The 12,200-nt window shown below is 48.8% G+C and carries 9 protein-coding genes and 1 pseudogene; all 10 read right to left on the bottom strand.

The window, feature by feature from the left end:
• Positions 1-71: 71 nt before the first annotated feature.
• Positions 72-2,216: a carbohydrate-binding protein gene (locus E2980_RS00050; protein ID WP_135150089.1), complete on the bottom strand. Its 2,145-nt coding sequence runs from the start codon at positions 2,214-2,216 to the stop codon at positions 72-74.
• A gap of 290 nt (positions 2,217-2,506) precedes the next feature.
• A complete protein-coding gene (locus E2980_RS00045; RefSeq protein WP_135150088.1) occupies positions 2,507-3,433 on the bottom strand; it encodes an ABC transporter ATP-binding protein in 927 nt (308 codons plus the stop codon).
• Positions 3,402-4,499, bottom strand: a complete 1,098-nt coding sequence (locus E2980_RS00040; RefSeq protein WP_135150087.1) for an ABC transporter ATP-binding protein — start codon at positions 4,497-4,499, stop codon at positions 3,402-3,404. The genes E2980_RS00045 and E2980_RS00040 overlap by 32 nt, the downstream gene beginning before the upstream one ends.
• 13 nt (positions 4,500-4,512) lie before the next feature.
• Positions 4,513-5,526, bottom strand: a complete 1,014-nt coding sequence (gene opp3C, locus E2980_RS00035) for an oligopeptide ABC transporter permease (RefSeq protein ID WP_135150086.1) — start codon at positions 5,524-5,526, stop codon at positions 4,513-4,515.
• Positions 5,519-6,460, bottom strand: a complete 942-nt coding sequence (locus E2980_RS00030) for an ABC transporter permease (RefSeq protein WP_135150085.1) — start codon at positions 6,458-6,460, stop codon at positions 5,519-5,521. The genes opp3C and E2980_RS00030 overlap by 8 nt, the downstream gene beginning before the upstream one ends.
• A gap of 89 nt (positions 6,461-6,549) precedes the next feature.
• Complete coding sequence (locus E2980_RS00025; RefSeq protein WP_135150084.1) at positions 6,550-8,205, bottom strand: peptide ABC transporter substrate-binding protein; 1,656 nt, start codon at positions 8,203-8,205, stop codon at positions 6,550-6,552.
• 369 nt (positions 8,206-8,574) lie between these two features.
• Entirely contained in the window at positions 8,575-9,105 is a 531-nt protein-coding gene (locus tag E2980_RS00020; protein WP_135150083.1) for an ABC transporter permease subunit, read from the bottom strand.
• Positions 9,106-9,261: 156 nt separating this feature from the next.
• Positions 9,262-10,275 (bottom strand): cytochrome d ubiquinol oxidase subunit II, encoded by a 1,014-nt coding sequence (locus E2980_RS00015; protein ID WP_135150082.1) that lies wholly within the window; start codon positions 10,273-10,275, stop codon positions 9,262-9,264.
• A 13-nt stretch (positions 10,276-10,288) separates the two neighbouring features.
• On the bottom strand, positions 10,289-11,617 hold the full coding sequence (locus E2980_RS00010) for a cytochrome ubiquinol oxidase subunit I (RefSeq protein WP_135150081.1): 1,329 nt from the start codon (positions 11,615-11,617) through the stop codon (positions 10,289-10,291).
• Positions 11,618-11,853: 236 nt separating this feature from the next.
• Positions 11,854-11,922, bottom strand: a pseudogene (locus E2980_RS25055) (transposase); the annotation flags it as partial.
• Positions 11,923-12,200: the final 278 nt, after the last annotated feature.

Below are 12,200 nucleotides of genomic sequence, written 5' to 3'. Positions count from 1 at the left end.
ACAATGACAAGAAAACCCGCCCATCAAAGTCTCTTGATAGATGGGCTGATTTAATATTTTTCGCTTAAGGATTAAAAGCTTCTAGTAAGCTCGAACCAGTTCAGGCTTCCTAGCAACTGGTTTTCTTGGGTAGAGCCGGATACCCGGAAAACGACATAGAGATCATGCACGCCTGATGCGCCAGATACCGGAATATTGTAATTGTTCCACTGCAGCCACGTGTTGTTGTTTCCGGCAAGATCCGTGGATCCGACCAGCGTTCCCGACGGACTGTCCAGGCGCAGTTCGATCCGAACCGCCCTGGGCGCATCGTACCGGATGTTGACGTTCGAAGTATTGGCCCCGAAATCAACGCCCTTGTACAGTGCGTAATTGTCGTCCGCAATGCCTCCGATCTGGTAGCCGACGGCGTCCGTATCGTTGGAAGCGTAATGCTTGATGCTCTTGCTGCCGTTCCAATCTACCCCGAAAAGGCCGTTGTTGTTCTCCGCCTGGATCCGGTACTGCGAGGCAAACCTGCGGTCCGGAACGAAACTCACGTTCTGGTAGAAGGCCGTATTGGTAATGTTAAGTTCCCCTAGGCTGGTTACCGGGTCGGGATTGCCCAGCGTCTTGATGTTGTCGAACGTGATGTTCGAGATCATGGCCGAGCTGCTGTAGCCCTTCAGCCAGGAAGCCGAGCCCCTGTGGCGAACGTTGATGTTTTTGATCGTAATGTTCGAGATCGGACCGACGCCGAGCCCGGCGCCATTATCGATCCAGGCCTTGAACCAGCCTTCGCTGCCGACATTCTCGACGTCGATGTTGTCGAATGTGATGTTGGACCACACGCCGTCTCCGTACACATGCTCGATTCCGATCGCCCGCATGGCGCTATAGGTGACGCTGTTCTTAAACGTGATGTTGGTCTGGTTCTCGTGCGCCCCGTGCCCGAGCTTGAACGTGGCGTGGTCCGTCCATCCGAACACATTGTTGAAAATGACGTCATCGAGCGGCTCGGACGCGCCGTACCAGTTCGCCATCGTCCCTTTCCCTTCCCACGTTTTGGTGGAGAAGTTGTCGTCCAGCGCGATGCCGATGCAGTCCCACACCCGCACATGCTGCGATTCGTTGATGTCCAGGTTGTCGTTCTCGTTGCCGTCCATAGAATTGAAAAATTTGATGTTCGAAATGTTCACGTTGTCCGCCCGCGCCGTAATCGTTCCCCAGAACGGGGCTTGAAAGATGACGGGTCCGTCCAGCTTGAAATTGCTCGTACCAATGATCGTCACCAGGTGGGCGGCGAAGCCGGGATCCGTCGTCGGCTTGTCTTTTTGCAAATAATGTCCGTTGCCGTCAATCGTTCCGCGGCCGAAAATCTTGATGTTGCTCGAATTATTCTCGGTGTAGATCCACCAGGTGCCGTTGCGGCCGTTGCTGCCGAGCGAGGCCTTGAAAAAATCGACGCGGTAGTTCGAGTAGTCGTCCGTCATCCGGAGTACGGATCCGTGTGTCAGATAGAGGGCGGTGTTGCTCTTCAGCATCAAGTTGCCCATGTAATAAAGCCCTGGCGGCACGTATACGATTCCTTTCGTTCCGCCTCCGGCCGCCGTCCCGTAGGCGCTCGCTTCGTTCACCGCCTGTTGGAACGCGGCGGCCGTCGCCAGCATGTTCCCTTGCTGGGTTGCATCGGTGGAACCGAGGTAGCTCGCGACGTTGAACACGCCGGGCGCGCCAAGCGTCGGGACGTAGGCTTCGGGATCATCCCGGGTCACCGCAAGCTTGCTGCCGTTTATGTTTACGATCAAATACTGCTGGCTTTCGATTGTGAATTTGTACGTATAGTCGTCGACCTTGACGGGCGTAATACCCAGCTTCAACGGACTCACGCTGATGGAACTGATGACGCTCCGGCACCGGATGACGATTTCGGTTTCCCCGGTCGAAGCCGTGAACGTCGTGTAATCGTAACCCAGGTAATCCGGTTTAATCGTCCGGGTCGTGCCGTTCTCCGAGATCGTCGTGGTGTACTGGCCGTCGACCACCGGCGCATTGACGCCGTTTACCGTCATGGTAAAACGGGGCGAGATCCGGTGAACCTGACTGGGAATCGGATTAATCGTAATGTTCTGGGACGGAGCCGCTTTAACCGTTGTCGGTTGAATGCCGATACCCGAACCAATAATTCCTGCGACCAATACAAAACTCATCGATTTCAAAAAGCCTTTTACTAACATCTTAGTTCCTCCTTTTTATTGAAGATTGTAAGCGGTTGCAGTTTATTCCCCTTTATATCTCGACTTAGCAGCCAAGCATTATTATTATAAAACCACAATCATAATGAGAGAGTGGGGTAAGTCCACTCTTCAGGGATACGATTTCATGGAGTTAGTTCCCACTTCGATCCCAATTGGCTCGATCTCCGTCAAGGTCCCCAATAAATCAAAAAGAGGCTGCTCAAAAGTTTTCACTTTTGAGACAGCTCCTTTTTTAATTCCGTTTATTTTCTAAGTAATGCCCTAACCCGCTACCCTGCGGTCCAGGCTTTATATTCCTCATCGGTTGCCAGGACGCTGTGGGAATCGGAAATTTTCTGCTGGATGCCATTGCTATAGTCGATTCCGCTGGTTGCGTAATCATACGGAATGGCCACCCGCTTCTTTTCCTTAATCGGATTTGCATGAGGGATTGCCGATAAAAGGGATTTGGTGTACGGATGGATCGGATGATCGAAAATATCTTGGGTGGTTCCCGTTTCAACCAAGTTACCCAGATGCAGCACCCCAATGCGGTCCGATATATATTTGACCATCGACAAATCATGCGCGATGAACAAAAAAGCGGTGTTGGTCTCCTCCTGGATCTCCTTCATCAGATTGACCACCTGTGCCTGAATGGAGACGTCGAGCGCACTGATGGCTTCATCGGCAATAATCAGCTTGGGCTCCATAATCAGAGCCCGGGCAATGCCGATGCGCTGGCGCTGCCCTCCCGAGAATTGATGGGGGTAGCGGTTGGCGTGTTCCCGGGAAAGACCGACCTTGTCCAGAATCCGGTCGACCTTTTCCTTTCTTTCCTGCTTGGTTTTATATAGCTTATGAATATCCAACCCCTGTGCGATGATATCTATGACCTTTTTCCGCGGATTCAGGCAGGCCATCGGGTCCTGAAAGATCATTTGCATTTTGGTGCGAAGGAGAACTTGCTCCTTTTCCTTGAGAGGACCGGATATGTCCACGCCTTGAAAGGTAACCGTGCCTGAGGTTGGCTGGTACAAACGAATGATCGATCTGCCGATAGTGGATTTTCCGCTGCCGGATTCGCCGACAAGCCCGTAGGTTTCACCCTCGCGTATTTCAAAGGATACGCCGTCCACTGCCTTTACCGTAAACTTCTTGCTCATTTTAAAATGCTGCTTTAAATCAGTAACTTGCAAGATCGGTGTTCTCTCCATCTCTCCCCGCCTCCTTTACGACCTTGTCAATCCTCCGCCGCAGCGTTTCGGACATTTCCACCTTTGACGCGTTTTCATGCAGCAGCCAGGTCGCCGCATAATGGGTATCCGTGATTTTAAACATAGGCGGCTCCTGTTTGAAGTCAATCTTCAGGGCATGGACATTCCTCGGAGCAAAAGCGTCTCCCTCAATCTTATGGAGCAGATTGGGCGGACTGCCGGGAATGGTATACAGTTTCTCGTTCTCTGAGCCGATATCCGGCATGGAGGAAAGCAGGCCCCAGGTGTACGGATGCTTGGGATCGTAAAAAATCTCGTTGACCGTGCCCCGTTCCACAATTTTGCCGGCATACATCACGGCAACATAGTCGGCTACCTTGGCAACCACACCCAAATCATGCGTGATGTAGATGACGGAAATATGGGTTCTCGCCTGAATCTCCTTAATTAGCTCCAGGATCTTAGCCTGAATGGTTACATCCAGAGCAGTAGTCGGCTCGTCGCATATCAGCACCTCCGGATCGCAGGCCAGCATAATGGCAATGACGACCCGCTGCCGCATCCCGCCGGATAGCTGATGAGGATAGCTCTTCATTCGGTTCTCCGGATCGGAGATGCCGACCAGCCTCAGCAGCTCTAGGGCTCGCTCATGAGCTTCGGCACGGGTTTTATTCAGGTGGATGATCATACCCTCCATGATTTGTTTGCCTATGGTCATCGTGGGGTTGAGCGATGTCATAGGATCTTGAAAGACCATGGCAATTCGTCTACCGTTGATCCGGGAGCGCATTTCCTTCTTGGAGAGCTTCAGCAAATCCTGACTTATTTTCTCGTCACCGCTGTCAAAGTTAAAGGTAATAGAGCCTGAATTGATTTTTTGATTTCCGCTTAAGATTCTCATAATGGCTTTTACGGTAACCGATTTACCACTGCCGGATTCCCCGACAATTGCCACGGTTTTACCCTTATGCAAATCCAGATCCAAGCCTCGAATGGCATTCACCATGCCGTTTGAAGTCTGAAAGGATATGGATAAATTTCGAATGGAAAGCACGGTTTCGCTCATCTTGTTCGCCCTCCTACATTTCCTTCATTTTCGGGTCCAGCGCATCTCTGAGTCCGTCAGCCAAAAGGTTGAAGCTAAGCATCAACAGGGCGAGCACAACAACCGGCGCTACGATCATATAGGGGTATATTGTCATGGACTTGAAGCTTTCACTGATTAAGGACCCGAGGGAAGCCATGGGCTGAGGGATGCCAAGACCGATAAATGCAAGGAATGCCTCCGTAAAAATGGCGGTCGGAATCGAGAACATCGACATGATGATAATCTGACCGAAAATATTAGGCAGAATGTCCTTGAAGATAATCGTGAAGTTTCCGGCTCCCAAGGTTCTGGAGGCCAGGACAAACTCTTGTCCCTTCAATTTAAGCATCTGCGCCCGGGCTACCTTGCTCATGCCGATCCAGCCGGTAATCATCAAGGCGAGCGTAATCGTCACAAGCCCCGGCTTGAGGATCACAATCAGCAGGGTCACAATGACCAGATTGGGAATACTGCTCAGAATTTCGATAAATCGCTGCATTGCGTTGTCTATCGAGCCGCCGAAATAGCCGGAAACAAGGCCATATATCATTCCGATCAGCATATCAATGATGACTGCGATGACGGCGATATATAGCGAGATGCGCGTACCCTCCCAGGTACGGGTCCACAAATCCCGGCCAAGTGTATCGGTACCGAAAATATAGTAGACATCGTCCAGTCCCTTTTGCTCATAGGAGTTGATTCCATTGGCAACGCCATTGAATATGAACGAGTTTTCAAAGCCTTCAATCCGAGGAGCCAGGCTTTTGTGCTTGATATTAATCGATTTATACGTGTGCTCGCTCATCATCGGACCGAACGCGGCAAAAAAGGAAATGATCAGGATGATGACGAGACCGACGATAGCCCCTTTGTTGGATTTAAATCGAATAAAAGCGTCCTTCCAATAGGATTGGCTGGTATAATTACGATCGATTTGAACCCGCTCGCTATTGTCTGCAAATTCAAAGTCGCCCGGATCGAACGTCGGAGCCTGGTTACTCATACTTCTCCCCCTTTGCCAAACGGATTCTCGGATCAATAACCCCATATAGGATATCGACTAGCAGCATGATGGCAATAAACAAAATGCTGTAGACAAAGGTCACGGCAATAATGACGTTGTAATCGTTCACCTGTATGGCGGTTACGAGAAGGCTGCCGATTCCCGGTATAGAGAAGATTTGCTCGATGACGAGACTTCCTGTCATCAAAGCGACGACCAGAGGCGCGAGTACCGTGATGATTGGAATTAACGCATTGCGCAGCGCATGAATGAAAATCAATCTTTGCCATTTTACCCCTTTGCTTTCCGACAACAGCATATAATCCGAGCTCAACACGTCAATCATTTCGGACCTGGCAAAACGGGCAACCGTGGCCACGGTAAACACGGAGAGCGCTATGGTCGGTAATATAGAGGAAACAAACGGCTCTGATGAGGTATACAGGATTGGAAACCACTTTAGCTTTGAGCCGAGAAAATAAGACAAAGCCAAAGCAAACACGTAGGATGGAAAGCTGACACCGATAACGGAAATAAAGGTCGTTAGGTTATCGACGAAGCTGTTGTGTTTTAAGGCAGCCACAATGCCCAGAATGAGTCCGATAAGCGTACCCAGCAATACTGCCTGGACGCCGATCTGAATGGAGACCGGAAGACGAGCCTCCAGCATGGTGGATATCGGCATGTTCTTCTGGATTACATAAGAAACCCCGAAATCACCGCTCAGCATGGCCTTGATATAATGGATAAAGCGATAAAGAGCAGGTTGGTTCAATCCATATTTGGCATCCAGTACGGCTCTCTGCGCCTTGGTTATCTTTTCATCGTTAAAAGGAGACCCAGGCATAAACTCTAGTATAAGAAACAGGACCAGCAAAATAACCAGGATGGTAACAACTGCAAGTCCCAACCTATTGAGCACATACCTTCTCAATACATTCATCTCCTAAAAATACCGGATTACAGTCGCAGAAAGTCCGCAACTATAATCCGGCTGCTCTAATGACAGCTCAAAGCTGCAAGTTATTTCTTGTCGGCATTCTTGTAGAAGATGTTAACGCCTACGGAATGGAATTCAATACCGGTTACCTCAGGCTTGATCAATACAGCATTCCCCTTTTGATAGACCGGGAAAATAACCGCTTGATCCATGACAATGGATTCAGCTTTTTTCAAGGCCTCCCATCTTTCATTCGGCTTGCTTGCCAGTTCGCCCTTGCTGGCACTGTTGACCAAATCGTCATACTCTTTGTTTTCCCACGTGCCATAGTTGTTCGGATTGCCGATTGTCCACATGTCCAGATAGGTCATTGGGTCGGCATAGTCGGGACCCCACCTTGTAAGTCCAACTTGGTATTCTCCGTTCTGCATCAGCTCGACCCGGTTCTTCTTAGGCTGAGACTTGAGCTCAAAGGTCACGCCCGGCAGGGCGGTTTCAATTTCCGATTGAATAAACTGCGCAACCAAGGTTGCGGATTCCGTATCCTCGAACAGCAGCTCGAGCTTGATCGAGCTAACGCCAAGATCCTTCTTTGCCAATTCCCAATATTTCAGTGCCTCGGCCTTATCTGTTGAAGGAAAGGTTCTGGCGGTTTCTCGATAATCCTTTCCGTCTGGACCAGTCGCAAGCAGCGTAGGAACGGCGAAACTGGCTGCGATGGAGCCATCCTTCAGAATGTCGTTAACAATGGCTTCTTTGTCATAGGCCAGCGATAACGCCTTGCGCAGGTTCAGATTCTCTAAACCAGGAACCTTCTGATTGGGAGACAGATACCAAAGGTAGCCTGCTACAATATTGTGATACTCCGGGCTTTGCTGATAGTTGACAATCTGTTCACCGGTGAGGGTGACATAGTCGACATCGCCATTCTCATAGGCCAGAATCGATTGCTGGGTATCTTTGATAACCTTGTAGTTCAGGCCATCCACTTTAATGTTGGCAGCGTCAAAATAATCCGGGTTTTTCTCAAGATAGAAAGTCGTGCCGCCAACTTCCCAAGTTTTCATTTTAAAAGGACCGTTGGCTAGCAGCGCGTCGGCTGTCAGAGCGTATTGGGCACCTTTTTCTTTATAGAAAGCTTCGTTAATCGGATAAAATGAAGGGAAGGCCAGCAGCGAGTTGAAGAAAGCGACCGGACGGTCGAGCTCGACAACCAGCGTCTTATCATCAGCAGCCTTCACGCCCAGTTCATCGATGCCTTTTTCACCGGCCACGATCGCATCGGCGTTTTTAACCCCGGCTACGCCCATAATGAAACTGTACTCGCTTGCGGTTTCGGGATTGACCAGACGTTTCCAGGCAAATTCAAAATCCTTGGCGCTTATAGGGGTTCCGTTTGACCATTTGGCATCGCGAATGGTGAAGGTGTAATTTAAGCCATCGTCGCTCAGCTCAGCCTTCTCTGCCATGGCTAATTGAGGTACGCCAGCGGCGTCTATCGTGTACAGCCCTTCGATGGTCGCGGCAATGACCTCAAACGACAAACCATCGGTTGCAATGGCGGAGTCCATGGAGGCAAGCTCGACCTCCTTGCCAAGATTGATGATCTTCGCTTCAGCCGCGCTGGCTGACGGTGAATCGGTCTCAGCAGGTATTGTTGCATCTGGCTTTGAACTCGTACAGCCGACAAGCAAAATAATGACCAAGAAGATTGATAGAGCTATTTTTACTTTTCTCAAAACGGTTCCCTCCAAATAATATAATTACAAAGTTAAAAAGCCCGTATCAAAAAGGAACTTTAACCCTATTTACGAAATTATACAAAGTCGATAATTTTATGTCAATAATTATTACGTGTTATGTAAACTTTTCTATTATTCTTTCGTTTTCTCATATATAAAATGATTAATGGAAGGTATATGTAAAATATTACAGCCAAATTGTACAATTAATAATACTTTATGTCGCTTTTTTTGAGCGAAACATAACATCGATGGTGATTTTGTGAAGGTGCTTATTCCGCCCCTTCCAATCCTCCGTACCGTTTCTTAAACTGATGCAAGAAAAATTGTAGCGAGAAGATTAGGCCGAGAAAACAAAGACCTACATTAAGCACGCGTTTTCGTACGCCCCAGGATGATGTTAAATATGGCAAGCTGTCCCATGAGAAAGAGAATCAAGATGAATTCACTGATGAGTGTAAAAACTAACTCTAACCGCATACTCGAGAGGATGTGTGTCACAATTCTATGAAAGAAGGAGCTACCCATCAAACGTGAAGCTTCGACGTAAGGTTTTTGGTTATAAAATTGAGCTCTCTCGGAAATCTGGTAAGCGAGCGGGAAGACGCCATGGATGGTCACCAGCAACAAAAAGACGATCATAAATAACATCATATCTTGCGGTTCTGCACTTTTTTCATTCAAGCCGAGTCCGAAGAACATGCCTCCAAGCGTTGGGAAGAGCAATAAGAACGCTGGAACAGCCGAAATGACCCATTGCATCGCACGCAAAAAGCCGCGCCCTCTGCCCGTTATCCCCGACCACAGCCCCAAAGGCAATGCGAAGAAAAAACGTAATAACGTCAGAAGCCCGGATAAAGCCAACGTGTATTTTAAGCCGTTCATCAACAAACTCACGGCTTCAACTGCCTTCCTGTACCAACCACTCCATTGCTCTGGGTGGCTGTGCGTACAACTCCTAAATGAAATATCTTATTAGGGATAACAAAAGCAAAAAAGCGATAACGAAACAGAGGCGCATCAGCAATTTATCCTGGTGATCAAATATATTCATCAAAGGTCTCCCTTCACATATCGAGCGTTGAATAGAAACAGCCTAAGCAGAAGAACAAGGGATGGAACCAGAAGCACGAAACCCGCGACAAAGGCAATGACCAGAGCTCGTCCCATTGCCGGATTTGTCACGCCGCCATACAGCGTCAAGTAAGGGTACAGCAAGTAGGGCAAATGAGAAAGGCCGTATCCGTAAAATGCGAACGCGAACTGCAACATCACTATCACAAATGCGATTCCATAGGATTTTCGTTTCCAAATGAGCCAGACCGCAAATACAAAGCTGACCAGAGAGAGGCCAAACATCCACCATATGTCCAGTGCACGCTGAAAATGCTCCAGGTTATGATTCCGCAGAGCAACAAAGACAAACAGGCTTGAAATGATCGTTGGAATACCGCCCCACAAGGCAAATCGACGCATCTGTTCGAGAGCTCTCGCGTCTTGCGCACGAGCCGCATAATAGGTCAAAAAGGTCGAACTGATGAACAACACGCTGGACAGGGCAAGCAGTACAACCGCCCAGGAATACGAGCTATAAAACAACTCCTCCATCAGCAATAGGACTTCATTCCCCCGAACTGCCAAAAAACCTCCTTCAGAAATGGTGAATACCGTTGACAAAGCAGCCGGTATTAACAAGCCCGTCGTTCCGTAGGCAAGCAGGTAGAAGGAATTTTTCTTAACACCATAATTCGCGAATGCATAGAACGACCCCCTGATGGCAAGCAATAGAAGCGCAATGCTGCCGGGAATCAGCAGAGCTGTGCCATAATAATGAGCCGTCTCCGGAAAGAAGCCGACGATCCCGACGAAAAAAAACACGAGAAATACGTTGGTTACTTCCCAGACCGGGGATAAGTACCTGGAAATCACCGGCCCAATGATCGTTTCCGTTCCGCTTATCCGTCCGTAATAAGCATAGAACCCCGCTCCAAAATCAATGGAGGCAACAATAAGATAGCCATACAAAAAGCTCCAAAGAACAGTGATTCCGAGTTGTTCAATCGACATGCCTGTCACCTCCTCACAAAATGATGCGATGTGTTTCCAGTTCCAACTCGGCTGGTTTATTGTGAAACAGACGAACTAGCACGAATAGGCATACGATACCAAGCACGGCATACAAACCGGCAAACAACCAGAAAGCGATGCTTACGTGAGTGTTCGTGGTGGCTGCATCGGACACACGCAAATATCCTCGTATAATCCAAGGCTGTCTGCCAACCTCCGCATAAAACCATCCGAGTTCAATGGCGAGAAAGGATAGCGGTCCTCCCGCCAGAATGCCTCCCAGCATCCAGCGATTGTATGCATTCCAACGTTTCAGCCATAACATCGCCAGAAACAGAATGGGCACGGCGAGCAAATAAAAGCCAATCCCAACCATGGAATCAAACAAATAATGAACATATAGCGGAGGCCATTCGTCTTTTGGAAAATCGTTTAGACCGACGACCATGCCGTCAGGATGGTGGGTTGCGAGCAGACTGAGCGCCCAAGGGATTTCGATAGCCCCGGCAATCTCCTGCGTTTCCGGATTCAATCGACCGCCGACGACCAATGGAGCCCTGCTGCCGGTCTCGAAATGCCACTCAGCAGCAGCCAGCTTCTCCGGCTGTTCCTCGGCTAGAAACCGAGCGGCCATATCACCAACTCCAATCGTGACTAAAGCCAGAATTAGACCTGCTGTCATATTCAAACGTATCGATTTTCGGTAATAATCGTCCTTACGACCTCTAATCATGGCGAATGCGGCGATCATTGCCAGTAGAAATGCGGCAGTCAAGTAAGCGGTAGACAATACATGCGCTACTTTCGAAGGAGTAGCCGGATTGAACATAGCTGCGAGCGGGTCGATGTTCGTCAGTTTCCCGCTTTCAATGGTGAATCCTTGCGGCGTATTCATAAAAGCATTGACGGTCGTAATAAACAGCGCGGAGCCAGATGAACCGATGATGATTGGAATGGTTAACAGCCAGTGGATATATGGATTAGAGAACCTGTTCCAGGTATAAAGATAGATGCCGAGAAATATTGCCTCAAAGAAAAACGCGAAAGTCTCCAAAAACAAAGGCAAGCTAACCACATTACCTGCCACCCTCATGAATTCTGGCCACAACAAACTGAGCTGAAGACCAATGCATGTCCCCGTGACGACGCCAACGGCCACGGTAATTACAAACCCCCGCGCCCATCTTCGGGCCATTAACGAATAGTGCACATCCTTCTTCTTAATCCCCATCCATTCGGCCACGGATATGAAAACCGGCACGCCTACTCCGATTGTCGCGAACAAAATATGAAAGGCCAGCGTCATTTCTGTTAAGCCCCGGCTCCAATCTACCGTTCCCAATCTTTATCCCCCCAAGACTCTAAAAATTTGTATAAACCTTGACCGTATTATACTCATTGGATAATGGTTACCATTTCCAATTATTTTCATTTGTATGCAGTTGTGTCTTTCGCCGAAATAGCCCTCAAAAATTTACTGATTAGATTGCTCACTCGGAGTGAAAAATCATAGTAAACCGAGAAATGGTGGTGCAGGAGCGTTATCCCTGTACCACCATTTTCTCTATTTCGGTCAATTGCGACTTTCTGAAGCAGATTATGGGCAAGCGAAAGCCACCCGACCTCTAGGCTTACTTTTGGCAAGCCGGCCCCTCCCGCGACTGGCTTCCACCGGCTAGAAGATGCGTGCCTCTGGGCACGCCACACAAAAAAGGGGCTGTCTCAAAAGTCAATTTTAGGTTTTTTGAGCCCCCACTTTCGATGAATAATCAAGCCAAAGTAAAACCTTCATCCCCAGTTTGATAGTGGATTTGGAGGTTTTCTTGTTCATATTTCGGGATTTACTTAATCGGTTCTACCCTTTTGGGATAGCCCCTTCTTCACTCATAAATCCTCTCCACTCACGCAATTAGTAAACCTACGCA

The sequence above is a fragment of the Cohnella luojiensis genome (genome assembly GCF_004564235.1).
Classification (GTDB): Bacteria; Bacillota; Bacilli; order Paenibacillales; family Paenibacillaceae; genus Cohnella; species Cohnella luojiensis.
Note: the sequence above shows the minus strand (reverse complement) of the source record. Positions and strands in the feature narration are given on the sequence as shown.